The sequence below is a fragment of the Congregibacter sp. genome, from assembly GCF_047617445.1.
GTDB lineage: Bacteria > Pseudomonadota > Gammaproteobacteria > Pseudomonadales > Halieaceae > Congregibacter.
The window spans coordinates 24,395-40,786 of sequence record NZ_JBLGBE010000012.1 but is presented as its reverse complement, the minus strand read 5'-3'; the positions used below and the strand labels follow the sequence as shown (position 1 = coordinate 40,786).

General features: G+C 56.5%; 12 protein-coding genes. 11 read left to right on the top strand and 1 reads right to left on the bottom strand.

Annotation, left to right across the window (positions count from 1 at the left end; translation table 11 throughout):
• Window positions 1-5: 5 nt before the first annotated feature.
• Window positions 6-542, top strand: a complete 537-nt coding sequence (locus tag ACI9KD_RS04895) for a hypothetical protein (protein ID WP_414980039.1) — start codon at window positions 6-8, stop codon at window positions 540-542.
• Window positions 543-1,346: 804 nt separating this feature from the next.
• Window positions 1,347-3,773 carry a glycoside hydrolase family 3 C-terminal domain-containing protein gene (locus ACI9KD_RS04890; protein ID WP_414980038.1) on the top strand — a complete coding sequence of 809 codons (2,427 nt, stop codon included), beginning with the start codon at window positions 1,347-1,349 and terminating at the stop codon, window positions 3,771-3,773.
• A gap of 13 nt (window positions 3,774-3,786) precedes the next feature.
• Here the strand turns inward: ACI9KD_RS04890 and ACI9KD_RS04885 are convergent, their stop codons facing one another.
• Window positions 3,787-4,509: a TetR/AcrR family transcriptional regulator gene (locus ACI9KD_RS04885; RefSeq protein WP_414980037.1), complete on the bottom strand. Its 723-nt coding sequence runs from the start codon at window positions 4,507-4,509 to the stop codon at window positions 3,787-3,789.
• 135 nt (window positions 4,510-4,644) lie between these two features.
• Here ACI9KD_RS04885 and ACI9KD_RS04880 point away from each other — a divergent pair, with 135 nt between their 5' ends.
• The 9 genes from ACI9KD_RS04880 (at window position 4,645) to ACI9KD_RS04840 (ending at window position 16,386) form a co-directional block, all read left to right on the top strand.
• Window positions 4,645-6,465, top strand: coding sequence for an acyclic terpene utilization AtuA family protein (locus ACI9KD_RS04880; protein ID WP_414980036.1), 1,821 nt, complete (start codon window positions 4,645-4,647; stop codon window positions 6,463-6,465).
• A gap of 18 nt (window positions 6,466-6,483) precedes the next feature.
• Entirely contained in the window at window positions 6,484-8,118 is a 1,635-nt protein-coding gene (locus ACI9KD_RS04875; RefSeq protein ID WP_414980035.1) for an acyl-CoA carboxylase subunit beta, read from the top strand.
• Window positions 8,119-8,148: 30 nt separating this feature from the next.
• Window positions 8,149-8,973 carry an enoyl-CoA hydratase/isomerase family protein gene (locus tag ACI9KD_RS04870; protein WP_414980034.1) on the top strand — a complete coding sequence of 275 codons (825 nt, stop codon included), beginning with the start codon at window positions 8,149-8,151 and terminating at the stop codon, window positions 8,971-8,973.
• Window positions 8,970-10,967 (top strand): acetyl-CoA carboxylase biotin carboxylase subunit, encoded by a 1,998-nt coding sequence (locus ACI9KD_RS04865; RefSeq protein WP_414980033.1) that lies wholly within the window; start codon window positions 8,970-8,972, stop codon window positions 10,965-10,967. Before ACI9KD_RS04870 ends, ACI9KD_RS04865 begins: the two co-directional genes overlap by 4 nt.
• 123 nt (window positions 10,968-11,090) lie before the next feature.
• Window positions 11,091-11,573, top strand: a complete 483-nt coding sequence (locus tag ACI9KD_RS04860; RefSeq protein WP_414980032.1) for an Rrf2 family transcriptional regulator — start codon at window positions 11,091-11,093, stop codon at window positions 11,571-11,573.
• A 30-nt stretch (window positions 11,574-11,603) separates the two neighbouring features.
• On the top strand, window positions 11,604-13,043 hold the full coding sequence (sufB, locus tag ACI9KD_RS04855; protein ID WP_414980031.1) for a Fe-S cluster assembly protein SufB: 1,440 nt from the start codon (window positions 11,604-11,606) through the stop codon (window positions 13,041-13,043).
• A 39-nt stretch (window positions 13,044-13,082) separates the two neighbouring features.
• Window positions 13,083-13,832 carry a Fe-S cluster assembly ATPase SufC gene (gene sufC / locus ACI9KD_RS04850; RefSeq protein ID WP_414980030.1) on the top strand — a complete coding sequence of 250 codons (750 nt, stop codon included), beginning with the start codon at window positions 13,083-13,085 and terminating at the stop codon, window positions 13,830-13,832.
• On the top strand, window positions 13,832-15,136 hold the full coding sequence (gene sufD, locus ACI9KD_RS04845) for a Fe-S cluster assembly protein SufD (RefSeq protein ID WP_414980029.1): 1,305 nt from the start codon (window positions 13,832-13,834) through the stop codon (window positions 15,134-15,136). The genes sufC and sufD overlap by 1 nt, the downstream gene beginning before the upstream one ends.
• Window positions 15,133-16,386: an aminotransferase class V-fold PLP-dependent enzyme gene (locus ACI9KD_RS04840; RefSeq protein WP_414980028.1), complete on the top strand. Its 1,254-nt coding sequence runs from the start codon at window positions 15,133-15,135 to the stop codon at window positions 16,384-16,386. Before sufD ends, ACI9KD_RS04840 begins: the two co-directional genes overlap by 4 nt.
• Window positions 16,387-16,392 lie beyond the last annotated feature (6 nt).

The following is a 16,392-nucleotide window of genomic DNA, read 5'->3' as shown; positions in this document are numbered from 1 at the left end:
AGCCCATGTTTGACAGTCGTGCCCGATCACAGTTTCTTGTCGCATCCCAATGTAGTCGCGTCGGCGCGCTGATGCTCGCGATGTGTCTATGTTTGCCCGCGCTTGCCTGGTCACAGAACTTGCGACTGACGCTTGCGGCCCAGCCGCCCACCAGCGGCCAGATCAGCACCCGGGACGCGGGCAATCTGAGTTTGACGGTGATGTCCGGAAGCCGCGTGAGTTTTGCAAAAGCCAGTGGTCGGGACTATCAGCTCCAGGCTAGCGGAGGACTTTTCTGGACCCAGGTGCAGGAGCTTCCAAGGGACGCGGATATTGTGGCCTTGGCGCCTACTGTTAAAGAAGATGGCAGCATCGAAGTGCTTGTCGACGTGTCGCGAAAGGCGGCCGACCGTGCGCAGAGCTACAGTTCGACCTTACTTGCCCAGCCCGGGGAGTGGGTGCAACTCTTGGGCCCTGCGACGCAACAACCTCGCGGTATCAAGGTGTACGGTACCCAAACGGTCTCTGAGGATTCTCTGTTTTTATTGGTAGAACAGTACTGAACTGAACTGATCTGGCCGGTAACGGTGTTGGCCCGCAATCTAGATGGAAGCTCTGAATTGGCAGGGCGCTGCGTTTTTCCACATTTCTAAATGTCAGCGAGAATGCGGACAGCCGAATTTGCACAATGTAAAACGTCGATAGCGGACAGTAGATAAGTTGATGGAAGACTTGCGCAATTCAGGTCTTGTTAAATTGAGTAACAAGACGCTTTCGGATCTTCCAGAAACGGTCTCTCGTCCGCCCTGGCATTATCGATACAACACGTCGGGTGGCCTTCGACGGTTCCTCCCGACATCCGGGGTTCGTACTACCGATTCTCCGTGATGCACTGAAGAGCGGCTTTTCCATTGAGGGCCTGGCGCTCGTTGAGGCCTTGTGGGCGAGGATGTGCTAGGGCACTTGCGAAGACGGCACATCGATTGATGTCTAACGATCCAGTCTGGGGCTCACTGGTCGCTACAGCCGAATTGGCACGCCAGAATCCCCGCGCATGGATAGAACAAAAACACATCTATGGCGATCTTGTCGGCCAGGCAGATTTTGTTAGAACGTTTGAGCGTTGTTTGAGGCTGATCTGGCAGTGCGGCGTCGAATCAGCGCTTGCCGAATATGGTGGTGTCTCTTTCGAGAAGCTTTATCGATGTGTCGATAAGTTAACTCGCCCAGACCGATGAACTCGGGCGAGAATTTGTGTGGTTTATAGGTTGTTATGGGCCAATTTTTAAAATTCCGGCCCGTTAAGTGGCCCATGCCCGATAGGGGTAAGGTGAGATTATCCACAACAGAACTATGGGGCTAACTACATGACTGGACTGAAATCCAAACAAGCTGCAGCGAGTGCCATCGTTGCCGATATGACCCTGGAAGAGAAAGCCCGCTTCTGCTCCGGCGAAGACTTCTGGCACCTAGAGAGCCTGGAGCGCCATGGCATACCCGCCGCACAGGTGTGCGATGGCCCCCATGGTCTGCGCAAGCAGATAGGGCACGCGGACCACCTGGGTATGAATGAAAGCGCACCCGCCACCTGCTTCCCCACCGCGTGTGCGCTGGCTTCCTCCTGGGATGTCGCGTTGCTCGAAGAAATCGGCGCGGCCCTGGGTGAAGAGTGCAGAGCGGAAAATGTCACCGTGCTCCTGGGTCCTGGCGTCAACATCAAACGTCATCCCTGCTGTGGCCGGAATTTCGAGTATTTCTCGGAAGATCCGCTGCTTACAGGCAAGCTGGCCGCGGCGCTCATCAATGGCGTGCAGTCTAAAAACGTCGGCACGAGCCTCAAGCATTTCGCCGCCAACAATCAGGAATACGGGCGCATGTATATCGACGCCATTGTCGATGAACGCACGCTGCGGGAGATATATCTACGCGGCTTCGAGATTGCCATCCGCGAAAGCCAGCCCTGGACGCTTATGAGCGCGTACAACCGCGTCAATGGCACTTTCTGTAGCGAGCATGGCTGGCTACTCAACAAAGTCCTGCGCGATGAATGGGGCTTTGAAGGACTGGTGCTGACGGATTGGGGTGCCATGAATGATCGCGTAGCAGGCGTCAGACACGGGCTGGACCTGGAGATGCCCGGCGGTGATCCCGGAAATGACCAGCGCGTGCTGCACGCCGTACAAAACGGGGACCTTGCGGAGACCGACCTGGACCGTATCGTTCAAAGGACTATCGCCCTGGGACTGTTGGGCGCCGATCTCGAGCGCACCGAGGACAGCGCAGACCTGACGGCGCATCACGCCCTGGCCCACCGGGCAGCCTGCGAGAGCGCAGTACTCCTGAAGAACGACGGAGACGCCCTGCCCTTGGCTGCGGAGCAACACATCGCCGTGATTGGCGCTTTTGCCAAACACCCGCGCTACCAGGGCGCGGGCAGCTCGCAAGTGAATCCCGTCAGACTCGATAACGCTTGGGACGCGATTCATTCACTGGTCCACCACGAACCTGTGTATGCCGCCGGCTACGATCCCAAGACCAGCGCGCTGGACGATGGACTCATCGACGAGGCCGTTTGCGCAGCGGACGGCGCCCAGGTGGCTGTGGTTTTCGCCGGTCTTCCCGGCATCTACGAATCGGAAGGCTTTGATCGCGAGCACATGGAGCTTCCGCAACAGCAGCAAAATCTTATTACCGCCGTCAGCCGCGCCAACCCGAATACCATAGTTGTTCTTTGTAATGGGGCGCCCGTAGCCATGCCCTGGGTCGACGCCCCGCAAGCCATCCTCGAAGCCTACCTGCCGGGACAGGCTGGCGGAGGGGCTATTGCGGATGTTTTGTTCGGACATGCCAATCCCGGCGGTAAGCTGGCAGAGACCTTTCCTCGGACCCGCGAAGACACAGCCTCAGACGCCAACTTTCCCGGCCACGAGCGTCAGGTGCTGTATCGGGAAGGCCTTTTCGTCGGTTATCGCTATTTCGATAGTGCCAGCTTGCCGGTGCTGTTTCCCTTTGGTCATGGCTTGAGCTACACCACTTTTGCATACGCCGATGCCCGACTCGCCGCGGACGATCAGAGCGTCAGTATCACCATCACTAACATTGGCTCTGTTGCCGGATCAGAGGTAGTGCAGCTGTACGTGCACGCCTTGGCTAGCCCGGTTTACAAACCCGAACAGGAATTGAAAGCTTTCCAGAAAGTCTTCCTCGAACCCGGTGAGCAATGCACGCTTACGCTGAAGCTCGAAGCACAGGACTTTGCCTACTACGATATCGGCCATGCCCGCTGGATTAACCCAGGTGGTGATTTTGAGCTACGCATCGGCGCTTCCAGCCGGGACATCAGGGCGACGGTGGCCGTCAAACAGACCCCATCCGCCACCCCCAGCGCAGCGGCCACGGCACCACAACCTGTGCCAGGCCCCATGGATGACGAAACATTCACGGCATTGCTGAATAAACCCATCCCGACACCTGAACCGGTCCGGCCATTCCACCTCAATTCGTCGCTCGAGGAAGTGGGTAGCACCTGGCTTGGCGCACGCATCAAACCCCGGGTCATGGCTATCGTCCTTGGCGACGGGTCTATGCATGACGGCGATGAAACCCTCGACAAAATGTTTGAGCAAATGGCAAGTACGATGCCGGTGCGCTCGCTGATCACCTTCAGCGGTGGGAGCATAAGTCATCGACAAGTGGACATGCTCTTGGCATTACTGAACCACCAGTATCTGCGCGCGTTCAGGCTCTGGCTGAGCGGCCGTCAACGCCTCTCCAGCTCTGCAGTCGTGGACTGAAGATCGACCGCGGCTAGCTGTTTTCCCATCGATCGGCACTGCGTTCTAAACGTTCGCAGGCCTCTTCAAGTCGCTCGGTGAGTAACTCCGCCGGGGTCTTGGTGGGATGACTATCGCTCAGGCCCGCCCATAGTGGTTCCAGCAAGGCGTCCACATAGGCATCAAGGCCTTCGGTGCCGTGGCGGTACATGTGCGTGCGTAGTCCGTACTCCAAGGTGCCAAAAAAGAGGTCCCGCAGGGGACGAGTTTCCAGATCCTTGCGCAGATCGCCTCGCTCTATGCCCTCCCGAACTACCCGGTCCAGGTGGCCGACGTAACTGCGGTTGAGATCCCGAAGCGGCGATTGTTTAGCCTGTCCCAAAATCTCCAGATCAACGCCGACGTAGACCTGCAGTAGGCGCATCATCAGGGCATTGTCCGCCGCCAATGATGAGACATGATGAATCGCAAGAGCGCGCAAACGACCTCGAGTGTCCATGACTGTGTCGAGTATTTCTGCGGCCCGGGGATTCAGTACTTCGTTATAAAAGCGATTAAGGATGCCGAGCATGAGCTCGTTTTTACTACCAAAGTAATGAAACACTGTGCCTTCGGAGACGCCAGCCGCTGCGGCGATTTTGCGTGTCGAGGTAGCGTGAAATCCGGCGGTGGCAAACAGCTTGGTTGCCGCATCGAGAATGCCGCGCTCGCGTTCTTCCAGGCGCTCCCTGGATCGGCGTCGTGCATTGTCAGTCATGGATTTTCTCGTCAGCGATCATAGCAGCGCCATAGTGGGTCGATATGTGGAGGTAAATATAGCATTGAGCAACACTTGATAAATATTGAGTATTGCATAATATCGTGATCCCTTAGTAACGGGGTTTGGGTTGTTATGGCAGTGAATAGTAAAATCCGCATCGGTGGCGCATCAGGGTATTGGGGAGATGCCGCACTGGCGACACCGCAGCTTTTAGCGTCCGGCGAGCTCGACTATATCGTCTATGACTACCTGGCCGAAGTCACCATGTCGATTATGGCGCGAGCCCGCGTCGCAGATCCGAGCAAGGGTTACGCCACGGATTTCGTGAGCGCCGCCATGGCTCCGAATCTGGCTCAAATAGCCTCTCAAGGTGTAAAGGTGCTGGCTAATGCCGGCGGGGTGAATCCCCGGGCCTGTGCCGAGGCTCTGCGTACGGTGATCGCGGATCAGGGACTAAACCTGCGTGTTGCCGTAGTTTTGGGTGATGACCTCTCGGCGCGGGCCGCTGAATTTAGTGATGTGCCCGAGATGTTCTCTGGCGATGCCTTTCCTGACACCTCGCGTGTTGCGAGCATTAACGCTTATCTTGGCGCCTTCCCTATTGCTGCCGCCCTCGATGCGGGTGCCGATATTGTGATCACCGGCCGCTGTGTCGACAGTGCCGTGACTTTGGGCGCCTGTATCCATGCATTTGATTGGCAGCGCGACGACTTTGATCGCCTCGCTCAGGGTAGTTTGGCGGGACACATCCTCGAATGCGGCACCCAGGCGACCGGCGGTAACTTCACGGACTGGGAAGACATCATTGATTCTCTGGGGTCAGCGGGTTATCCCATCGCCGAGCTCAGCGCGAGCGGAGACTTTACCGTGGGCAAGCCATCGGGGACGGGTGGTTTGGTCAGCGTGGGTACTGTGGGCGAGCAGATGCTCTACGAGATTGGCGATCCGGGAGCTTATCTGCTGCCCGACGTTGTCTGTGACTTCACCCAGGTAAAGCTTGTGCAGGCAGCTCCGGATCAGGTCAGCGTAAGTGGCGCCCGAGGGCACGGCGCGCCGTCAACTTATAAGGTCAGCGCGACCTGGGCCGATGGCCATCGTGCAGGGCAGATCTGGACCATGGTTGGCCGTGATGCACACAAAAAAGCCGAACATCTGGCAGCAAGTGTTTTTGCCCGCACCGAAACAATGCTTGCACAGGCGGGTCTTGAGCCTTTGACTGAAACCAGTGTCGAAGTGATCGGCGTGGAATCACACTTTGGGGCTGCGGTTCGCTACTTCCGAAGTCGCGAGGTTGACGTGAAGCTGGCTGTGAAGCATGCCAGTCCCAAGGGCGTCGGTATCTTTCTCAAAGAGATGGTGGGGCTCGCGCTCACAGCTCCCCCGGGGCTCACTAGCTTTGCCGGGGCGCGGCCAAAGCCCACGCCGGTGGTGCGTTTGTTTTCTATGCTGATTCCCAAAGAGCAGCTGCAGATAGCCATTGAGCTTGATGGGCAGGCGCTTCCTGCGCCAGAGGCAGAGGTGGGCAACCCTACAGATCTTCCAGGCCCCGTGGCTGTCCCTGTTGCTTATGCCTCGGCGGAGGATGGCGTTCAGGTTTCCCTGGAGCTGCTGGCCTTTGGACGCAGCGGAGATAAGGGCGATAAAGCCAATATCGGGATCATGGCGCGGCACCCGGATTTTTTGCCATGGATTGCTGCCAAGCTGATTCCCGAGGAAGTCGCAAACTACTTTGCGCACTTTCTTGCGCCCGGGCAGTCCACGCCGGTTGAGCGCTTTTATCTGCCGGGCAGTCATGCACTGAATTTTCTTCTCCACGACGTGTTGGGTGGAGGCGGCACGGCCAGTTTGCGCGCCGACCCTCAAGGTAAGGGTTATGCGCAGCTCTTATTGACCGAGAAAGTCGTCATTCCCCGCGCACTTGCGCTGCAGCACCAAATACCCATTCCTGAATAACGCTCAGAGACCTACCTTATGGCATATCAGGCACAGCCTTTTCGTTCATCAATCAGCAACGCTAGCGAAGCATTTGCGCGCAATCGCAATGATCACCTTGAGCTCATCGAAAAGATGAACGCTATTCTTGAGCGCTCGCGCACTCTGTCCGATGGGGCGCGGCCACGCTTTGAAAGGCGCGGCCAACTTCTTCCCCGGGAGCGTCTGGCAAGGCTTCTGGATCCAGGGTCACCTTTTCTGGAGATCGGGAATATGGCGGGTTATCTCCTGGATGACACAAACGCCGAGACATCGGTTCCAGGTGCCACGCAGATTGCCGGGATCGGCTACGTGCAAGGCACCCGCTGCATGATTCAGGTCGATGATTCGGGGATCAACGCCGGTGCGATGACGCGAACATCAACCCGCAAAGGTTGTCGCATCATGGATATCGCGCTGCAGCAGAAACTGCCTTTTGTGCATCTGGTAGAAAGCGCGGGAGCGAATCTTCTTGAATACGAAGTGGAAATGTGGATGGCGGGAGGCGGCATTTTTGCCCGTCTGGCCAGACTGTCTGCCGCAGGACTGCCGGTACTCACAGTCCTCCATGGCGCATCCGCAGCAGGTGGGGCGTACATGCCGGGACTCAGTGATTACGTTGTGGGCGTGAAGGACAACGGCAAGGCCTATCTCGCGGGCCCCGCTCTACTAAAAGCTGCCACTGGTGAAGTTGCGGATGATGCTGAGCTTGGGGGCGCTGCCATGCATGCTCGCGTGACCGGCCTGGTGGAGTACCTGGCCGAGGACGATGCCCATGGATTGCAGTTATGCCGCGAAGTGATGGGTCGCATCAACTGGAACCGACGCTGCGCTCAGCCGCCAGCTACGGAGTTTGATGCGCCGGTTTTCCCCAGTGATGAGCTTCTGGGTGTTGTTCCAGTAGATTACCGTCAGCCTTACGATGCCCGGGAGGTGATTGCCCGATTAGTCGATGGTTCGAGTTTTACGGAGTTTAAGCCAGCCTACGGAATCACCTTGCTGTGCCTGCAGTCGAGCATACACGGCATGTCGGTTGGAATTGTCTGTAACAACGGCCCGATTGATCCCGACGGTGCCACAAAGGCCGCGCAGTTTATACAGCTCTGCGATCAGTCCGATACGCCTTTGTTGTTTGTGCAAAACATTACCGGCTACATGGTCGGGACCCAGTACGAGCACGCGGGCATGATCAAGCACGGTGCCAAAATGATTCAAGCGGTGACCAATGCCCGGGTGCCGCGCCTAACCTTGATGATTGGCGCGAGTTTCGGTGCAGGCAACTACGGGATGTGTGGTCAGGGTTACGATCCGGACTTCGTGTTTTCCTGGCCGAACATCCAGATCGGTGTCATGGGTGGTGAGCAGGCGGCAAAGACCATGTCCGAGGTGTTTCGTGCAGGTGCCGCGCGCAAGGGCCGTGATGTTGATGAAGCCATGCTCAGCGCTCAAGAAAAGAAGGTCATCGCTCACTACGACCGGCAGTCAGATGCTTTTTATACATCAGGCCGCATGTTGGATGATGGGTTGATAGATCCTCGGGACAGTCGCAAGGTCATTGCGATGGCCCTTCAGACCTGTTGGGAGGGGCGCCACCGCGAGGTCAGCCCCAATGCCTTCGGCGTGGCTCGAATGTGACCGTCCCAAGAATCTAACAAGGAAAACTCTATGCTTCCCGTCGTTGAAAACTTATTGCTGGAGCCGAAAGGCGACACACTGACCATATGGTTTAACCGCCCTGAGACGCGAAACGCCCTGTCAGGCGCTATGGCTGACGAGTTGGCAGCCGTACTCGAGATGCTTCCCGGCTCAGATTTTCGTTTTGTGGTGTTGCGCGGCAAAGGGGGCGCATTTTGCTCTGGCGGCGACTTAAAAATGTTTCGCAATGTTTTTCAGGAGGGTATGCCCCGGGAAGACATCGTCGCTTTTAACGCCGACTTTGGGCGGATGATGGTCGCGATTAAACAGCTGCCACAATTATTTGTTGTCGTGATCGAAGGCGCTGCCATGGCGGGCGGACTGGGGATCGCCTGCTTGGCCGATGTCGTGGTCACAACGGCAGACGCAAAGTTTGCGCTGACGGAGGTCACCTTAGGCATTCCTCCCGCGCAGATTACACCGGTGGTGATTAGCCGCATTGGCGCCTCTCAGGCACGCCGTTTGTTGCTGACCGCACAGCGTTTCGATGGTGTAGAGGCGCATCGCCTGGGTTTTGCACATTTTGTGGAACCTGATCTTGAGGCCTTGGAGTCGCGTTTGCAGTCGGTACTGCGTGATGCCCATCGGGGTGCCCCCGGCGCCATTCGGTTAACCAAACAAATCATTTCTGCCAGCGAGAGCCTTGAAGGTGCTGAACTGGTGCAGTTTGCTGCAGAGCGTTTTGCTGACGCCATGCTGGGCGATGAGGCGCGGGAAGGAATGCGGGCCTTCGCCGAAAAACGGCCAGCCCAATGGGGTTCCATGAAAAGTAGCGACACAGGGAGCACGAAATGAGTCGACTGTTTGATAGCGTATTGGTCGCTAACCGCGGCGAAATCGCGGTACGCGTGATACGCAGCGCTCAGGCAGCAGGCTATCGGACCATTGCCGTTTACTCGGAAGCCGACGTCGATGCTCCGCACGTGGCGCTCGCCGATGAGGCGGTGTTGATCGGTCCCGCTCCGGCAAAGGAATCCTATCTGGATCCTGCACGCATCCTTGATGCCGCTGCGCGCACTGGGGCAGAGGCGATTCACCCCGGCTATGGATTTCTTTCGGAGAACGCTGACTTTGCCGCGGCCTGCGTAGATGCGGGTTTGGTGTTTATCGGCCCCTCCGCCGAGGCTATCGAACTCATGGGCAATAAAGCGGCCGCGAAGCGCCGCATGCTCGACGCTGGTGTTCCCTGCATCCCCGGCTATCAATCTGAGGACCAGTCCGATGCCGCATTGCTCGCGGCTGCGAGTGACATCGGGGTGCCCATCATGGTCAAGGCCGCGGCGGGGGGCGGGGGGCGTGGTATGCGCTTAGTGAGTCATATGGACGACTTTTTGCCTGCGCTGGAAGCGGCTCGTTCGGAAGCCGAGAACGCATTTGGCAGCCGTGAGCTAATTTTAGAAAAAGCCGTGATGCAGCCAAGGCACGTCGAGATTCAGGTTTTTGGTGACTCCCAGGGCAACGTCATTCACTTGGGAGAGCGCGATTGTTCAGTGCAGCGGCGGCATCAGAAGGTCGTCGAAGAGGCTCCCTGTCCGGTTATGACGCCGGCTTTGCGCGCCGCGATGGGCGAGGCGGCAGTAGCTGCGGCCAAGAATATCGCCTACACGGGCGCGGGTACCGTAGAGTTTCTACTTGATACCGATCAGCAGTTCTATTTCCTCGAGATGAACACCCGGTTACAGGTAGAGCATCCCGTGACCGAACTCGTTACCGGTATCGACCTGGTTGATCTGCAGCTGCAAGTAGCTCAAGGGGCAGCGCTACCCTGTACTCAGGACGCGGTGAGTCTGCATGGGCATGCCATCGAGGTTCGACTCTACGCCGAGGACACGGTGAACAACTTCTTGCCAGCAAGCGGCCTTGCATTGGCTTGGGAGCCGCCCGAGGGGGAAGGGATACGCGTGGATCATGGGCTCTTTCCCGGGCAAATGGTATCGCCGTTTTACGATCCGATGGTCGCGAAGATCATCGCCTATGGTGAGGATCGTGACACAGCCCGGCGACGCCTGCTGCGAGCCCTTCGCCAAACCGTGCTCTTTGGTATCGCCACAAATCGTGAGTTTCTTATTGATGTGTTGGAGCGGGAGAGCTTTGCCAGCGGAGAGGCCACCACGGCTTTCATCGAAGAAGAGTTCCCCGAGGGCGTCCACCAATCTTTACCCCTAGAGCAAGAGCTGAGCGTCGCGGCGCTGCTGCAATATCTGGAGGGTGAAGAGAGCTCGCTCTACGAGCGGGTGTCTGACGATGCTTTGCTCTCTGGCACGTTTGGTGAGCGTGGAATCCCAAGCGTCTTCGCCTACAAGGTAGATGAAGAGCTGCAGACAGTGAGTGTTTTGACCAAGGGCTCGGACTGCTATGAGGTCTCGGTGGGTGGCACACAGCTGCAACTTGAACTGATAGGCAGCTCTCGGGAGGGTTACTTGCGTCTCGCGATAGACGGCATTCAGCAAGATGTCGCCTATTGTTTTGTAGGTCATTCCACCGTCGCGTTGCAATGGCACGGACGGGCGTTTGTATTGGCGAATGAGCTTGGCTTGTCGGCCACGGATCGCGATGCTGAGGGTTCGGGGGCGGTTCTTGCACCCATGCACGGTAATCTTTTGGCGTTGCGGGTCACCGCAGGGGCGACAGTGTTTCGAGGCGATGAGTTGGCTATCATAGAAGCGATGAAGATGGAGCACCGTCTACTGGCACAGGTTGATGGTGTTGTAAGCGCTATCTACGGCGTGGAAGGGGAGCAGATTGCAGCCGGCGCATTGGTGCTGGAGATCGAGCCCGCAGCGGAGTAACTCGGTGTTTACATCGCGGGGGACAGCCGTAAAAACCCAGTAATGCGCTTGGTCTTATACTTGACTAAAATAGTGGGGTATGAAACACTTCGAGGCTCTCGATAGACTCACGGGATTTTGCTTATGCGCCTAACTACTAAGGGACGATATGCCGTTACGGCTATGTTGGACCTCGCCTTGAATGAGGCGCGAGGACCTATCCGTTTGGCGGCTATTTCCGAGCGCCAAGGTATTTCATTGTCCTATCTCGAGCAGCTGTTCGCGCATCTTAGGCGACAGGATCTGGTGCGTAGCGTGCGCGGTCCTGGCGGCGGTTATCGTCTCAAGCGCGAGCCGGACGCCATTAGCGTTGCCGAAGTCATCGCTGCAGTGAATGAAGACACCGATGCGACAAGATGTGGGGGTAAAGGGGATTGCCATGATGGCGATACTTGTTTGACACACCACCTTTGGATGGATTTATCCGAGGGTATCAAGAGTTTTCTCACCGATATCAGTCTGGCAGACCTTGTTGCCCGGCGCGAGATTCGGGATATCTCCGAAAAGCAGATTATGCGGAATCAGGCTAAGGATGAGCTTGCCGGAATCCTTGTGCGCACAGCCTGAATTCGACGCTAGATCAGAAAGGAACACAGTATGTCTCAGGAAGTAATTGATAGCCGGATCGACAAGGAATACTCCGCTGGATTCGTCAGCGACATCGAGTCCGACACCTTGGCGCCAGGCCTTGATGAAGACGTTATTCGCTTCATTTCGGGCAAGAAAAATGAGCCGCAGTGGTTGCTGGAATGGCGCCTTGAGGCCTATCGCGATTGGCTGAAAATGGAAACGCCGGAATGGGCGCACGTCCATTATCCGCGCATCGATTACAAGGCACTGTCCTACTACTCAGCGCCCAAGAGTATGGAAGACGGCCCTAAGAGCCTCGATGAAGTCGATCCAGAGCTGATTGAAATTTACAACAAGCTGGGTATCCCCCTGCACGAACAGGAGATGCTCGCGGGCGTTGCCGTAGACGCAGTATTTGACTCCGTGTCCGTGGCGACGACGTTTCGCAGCAAGCTTGCTGAGGCCGGCGTGATTTTTTGCCCGATTTCGGAAGCGGTGCACGAGCACCCGGAGCTGGTGCGCAAGTACCTCGGTAGCGTTGTACCGCGGCGGGACAATTTTTATGCGGCGCTTAACAGTGCGGTGTTTAGTGATGGCTCCTTCGTCTACATACCAAAGGGTGTGCGTTGCCCTATGGAGCTTTCGACCTATTTTCGAATCAACGAAGCGAAGACAGGCCAGTTTGAACGGACCCTGATTATTGCCGATGAGGCGAGTCACGTGAGTTACCTCGAAGGTTGCACCGCGCCCATGCGTGATGAGAATCAGCTGCATGCGGCAGTGGTGGAACTTGTGGCTTTGGACGACTCAGAGATTAAATACTCGACGGTTCAGAACTGGTACCCCGGCGATGCGGAGGGTAAGGGTGGCATCTTCAACTTTGTTACCAAGCGCGGCGTAGCCCACACCAACAGCAAAATCTCCTGGACTCAGGTTGAAACAGGATCTGCGGTGACCTGGAAGTACCCCAGCTGCATCCTTCGCGGTGATAACAGTATTGGTGAGTTTTACTCCGTGGCGCTTACAAACAACATGCAGCAGGCGGATACCGGCACCAAGATGATCCATCTCGGGAAAAACACCCGATCAACGATCATTTCAAAGGGTATTTCTGCGGGAAAGAGTTCCAATGTCTATCGTGGATTGGTTCGCATGAGTCCTCGAGCCGAGGGTGCACGGAATTATACCCAGTGCGATTCGCTGCTCATTGGTGATCGTTGTGCGGCGCACACGTTCCCGTATATCGAGAGCAGAAACCCAAGCGCGGTGGTAGAGCACGAAGCTACGACATCGACGGTGAGCGATGACCAAATGTATTTGTGTCAGCAACGCGGCCTGGACGCAGAAAAAGCTGTGTCGATGATTGTGAATGGCTTTTGTAAGGAGGTGTTTCGGGAACTGCCCATGGAATTTGCCGTTGAGGCTGGAAAGTTGCTGGAAGTGAGCCTTGAAGGCTCGGTCGGATAACGCGATACAAAGTGGTGTCGCAGTAGGAGTAGTAAGAGCATGTTGAAGATCGAAAATCTGCACGCGCAGGTCGAAGGCAAGGAGATTCTCCGGGGCCTGAACCTTGAAGTGGGAGCAGGAGAAGTGCACGCCATCATGGGCCCTAATGGCTCCGGAAAGAGCACCCTGGGTCATGTGCTGGCAGGGCGTCCAGGTTACGAAGTGACCGCAGGCTCCGTAACTTTTAACGGCGAGGACCTTTTTGAGCTGGATACTGAAGAGCGGTCACGTGCTGGCCTGTTTTTGGCCTTCCAGTACCCGGTAGAGATTCCGGGAGTCAGTAACATGGAGTTTCTGAAGGCCTCCGTGGATGCCGTGCGCGAGCATCGAGGCTTGGAGGCGCTGGACGCCGTGAGCTTTATGAAGCGTGCACGAGAAGCCAGTAAGGCGGCTGATCTCCCGGCGGAATTTTTGAAGCGCGGAGTCAATGAAGGGTTCTCCGGAGGTGAAAAAAAGCGCAACGAGCTTATCCAGATGATGTTGCTTGAGCCCCGCTTATGCCTTCTTGACGAAACCGATAGTGGCTTGGATATTGATGCCCTGCAGGTTGTCGCCCGAGGTGTGAATGCAATGCGCAGCGAAGACCGTGCTTTTGTCTTGGTAACGCACTATCAGCGCCTGCTGGATTTTGTGGAACCGGATCGCGTCCACGTGTTATCCGAAGGGCGTATCGTGCGCTCGGGAGACAAGGAGTTGGCCTTGCACCTCGAAGACAAAGGCTACGCTTGGCTTGAGGATGAGGTCGCCTGATGTCTAGCTTTATGCAGCAACCGTTGGCTGAAGCCACACGGCGTATTCCCCACTGGTTACAGTCTGTTCAGGCTCGAGGCCTTTCATCGTGGGAAGGCGCTTCTATGCCTACCCGGCGCACGGAGAACTGGAAGTACACTGGACTTTCGGCGCTTCGTGACGACTATGAATTAGCCGATGCCGACACAACGCTTGCGGCCTTGCCAAAAACGCTGGAGGAGGGCTTTGGCGGCTCTAGACTGGTTTTCGTTGATGGTATTTATCAGCCGGCGCTGTCAAACACAGCGCATGCCAATGGTGTGCAAGTGTGCCGATTTGATGACGCGAGCGAAGCGCAGGCAGACAAGATCGCCGAGCACCTGAATACCTCTCTAGACGTAGAGAATCATCTGTTTGCGGCTCTGAATACGGCGACACTGCGTGATGGCGTGTTTGTCGAAATAGCAGCGAATGCATCGTCGGAATCTCCGGTCGAGTTTCTGTGGTTGGTGAGCGGCGCGACGGCACCGACAGCCATAAATCAGCGTTTACTGGTACTGGCAGAGGCAGGGTCACGTGCGACGATCGTCGAGCATTTCGTTTCTTTGGATGCCGCCAATGACAGTTTCTGCAACGGGATGACCGAGTTACTGCTGTCTCCCAATGCGCAGCTATACCACTATCGTATCCACGAAGAATCCGGAAATGCCGTGCATATTGGGGGTGTCCACGCCCGTTTAGATCGCGATGCGCGCTTAGAGAGTTTTCATCTTGCGCTGGGCAGTGTTCTCAAACGTTTTGACCTGGTTGTAAATCATGCAGGCCCAGGTGCCTACGCATCTCTCAATGGCGTTTATTTGCCGCGCGGTGATGAGCACATTGACTATCACAGCACCATTGAGCACGCCGTGCCACATTGCGACACGGATGAGGTGTTTCGAGGAATCATCGCTGACCGTGCAACGGCGGTATTCAATGGGCGAATCCATATTCACCCCGACGCTCAAAAAACTCGCGCAAAGTTGTCTAATAGAAACTTGCTCACCAGCGCGGAAGCGCAGATAAACAGCAAGCCTGAGCTCGAAATTTATGCTGACGATGTGCAGTGTGCCCACGGCGCGACCGTGGCCCAGATCGATGAGCTTGCGATGCATTACCTTCGAACGCGAGGCGTGTCTCGCGCAGAGGCTGAGGTGATGCTGAGCTTTGGATTCATCAATGAGCTGATCGAGGGCCTGAGGCTGGAGTCCTTGCGCAACTATCTGCGCCCGGTTCTAGCTTCGCGCTTTGCACGGAGTTCGGAGCTCTCGAGGGATCTGTTGTGAGCCCGCTAAAGGCTGGTGCGACGCCCGGCTTTGATGTTGAAAAAGTGCGGGCTGATTTCCCGATTCTTCGGGAAATGATCAAGGGCCAGCCGCTGGTGTATCTGGATAACGCGGCGACCACACAAAAGCCCGAGGCCGTCATTGAGGCTATCGCAAACTACTATCGCCACGACAATGCCAACGTGCATCGTGGTGTGCATACCTTGTCAGACCGGGCTACGCGTCACTTTGAAGATGCTCGGGAGAAGGTCGCGAGTTTTTTGAACAGCCCTTCTAGTCGTCAAGTTATTTGGACGCGAGGCACCACCGAGGCAATAAACCTCGTTGCTTATAGCTGGGGCATGAAGAATTTGAAGGCGGGGGACAGAGTGTTGGTCTCCTGGCTTGAACATCATTCAGACATCGTGCCCTGGCAGTTAGCCGCAGAGCGCGTGGGTGCGGAGGTTGTTCCTATTCCGGTAACATCGGCCGCAGAAATTGATCTTGAAGCCTTCGATGCCCTGCTTGATGAGCGCGTAAAGCTCGTAGCGGTGAATCACGTGTCTAACGCCATGGGTACCATCAATCCCGTGGCGGAGATATGCGCTCGAGCGCGAGCCATTGGCGCCGTCACGCTGGTAGACGGTGCGCAGGCGGTAGGTCACTGGGATGTGGATGTTCAGTCCCTGGGCTGTGATTTTTATTGTTTTTCCGGGCATAAGCTTTTTGCTCCGACGGGTATTGGCGCGCTCTGGGGCCGAGAGGAGCTACTTGAGGCTATGCCGCCCTTTATGGGGGGTGGCGAAATGATTGAAACGGTCAGCTTTGAAGGTACAACCTTTAATACGCTGCCCTTTAAATTCGAGGCAGGTACCCCCAATATCGCTGGGGCGGTAGGTTTGGCGGCAGCCATCGATTATTTATCGAACATTGATCGTACGGCCGCGGCGGAGCACGAAGATGCATTGCTCAGCGCGACCCTCGAAGCTGCTATGGAGATACCAGGATTACGGCGCATCGGTGCACCGACGCGTAGCGCGGGGATTTTTAGCTTCGTCCTGGATGGCTGCCATCCGTCGGACGTGGGTATGTTGCTTGATGAGCAAGGGATCGCGGTGCGCACCGGCCACCATTGCACACAACCGTTGATGGCGCATTTTGAGCTGCCCGGGACGGTGCGAGCCTCATTCTCGATGTACAACAACCGGGATGATGTGGATAGATTGATTGCAGGGTTGAAGAAGGCGCAATCCCTCTTTGGCCCTCGCTAGGCTGGC

Coding starts and splice junctions, on each gene's coding strand:
- ACI9KD_RS04895 (WP_414980039.1), top strand. CDS start 6: ATGTTTGACAGTCGTGCCCGATCACAGTTTCTTGTCGCATCCCAATGT.
- ACI9KD_RS04890 (WP_414980038.1), top strand. CDS start 1,347: ATGACTGGACTGAAATCCAAACAAGCTGCAGCGAGTGCCATCGTTGCC.
- ACI9KD_RS04885 (WP_414980037.1), bottom strand. CDS start 4,509: ATGACTGACAATGCACGACGCCGATCCAGGGAGCGCCTGGAAGAACGC.
- ACI9KD_RS04880 (WP_414980036.1), top strand. CDS start 4,645: ATGGCAGTGAATAGTAAAATCCGCATCGGTGGCGCATCAGGGTATTGG.
- ACI9KD_RS04875 (WP_414980035.1), top strand. CDS start 6,484: ATGGCATATCAGGCACAGCCTTTTCGTTCATCAATCAGCAACGCTAGC.
- ACI9KD_RS04870 (WP_414980034.1), top strand. CDS start 8,149: ATGCTTCCCGTCGTTGAAAACTTATTGCTGGAGCCGAAAGGCGACACA.
- ACI9KD_RS04865 (WP_414980033.1), top strand. CDS start 8,970: ATGAGTCGACTGTTTGATAGCGTATTGGTCGCTAACCGCGGCGAAATC.
- ACI9KD_RS04860 (WP_414980032.1), top strand. CDS start 11,091: ATGCGCCTAACTACTAAGGGACGATATGCCGTTACGGCTATGTTGGAC.
- sufB (WP_414980031.1), top strand. CDS start 11,604: ATGTCTCAGGAAGTAATTGATAGCCGGATCGACAAGGAATACTCCGCT.
- sufC (WP_414980030.1), top strand. CDS start 13,083: ATGTTGAAGATCGAAAATCTGCACGCGCAGGTCGAAGGCAAGGAGATT.
- sufD (WP_414980029.1), top strand. CDS start 13,832: ATGTCTAGCTTTATGCAGCAACCGTTGGCTGAAGCCACACGGCGTATT.